Here is a 283-nt window from a genome sequence, read left to right on the forward strand (position 1 = left end):
GCGCGGCGCTCTTCATTTCAGCCGCGCTGCTCGCGACGGTTGCCGGGCATCTCGCCGGCAATCCCGGCGAAGTGTCCGCCGTCACCTTGCCGCTCGGCCTGCCCTGGACCGGCGCCCGGTTCCGTCTCGACGGCCTGTCTGCGTTCTTCCTCGTCGTCGTCAACCTGGGCGGCTCCATCACCAGCCTCTCCGGTCTTGGCTACGGCCGGCATGAGGCCACGCCACGTCGCGTGCTGCCGTTCTATCCGGCGTTCCTCGCCGGCATGAACCTCGTCGTGCTCGC

The 283-nt window shown here is 69.6% G+C and carries 1 pseudogene; it reads left to right on the top strand.

The features are described from left to right. Positions 1–283 (top strand): annotated as a pseudogene (locus tag EN852_RS40180) (hydrogenase 4 subunit B); the annotation flags it as partial.

The sequence above is a fragment of the Mesorhizobium sp. M2E.F.Ca.ET.209.01.1.1 genome, from assembly GCF_004010375.2.
Classification (GTDB): Bacteria; Pseudomonadota; Alphaproteobacteria; order Rhizobiales; family Rhizobiaceae; genus Mesorhizobium.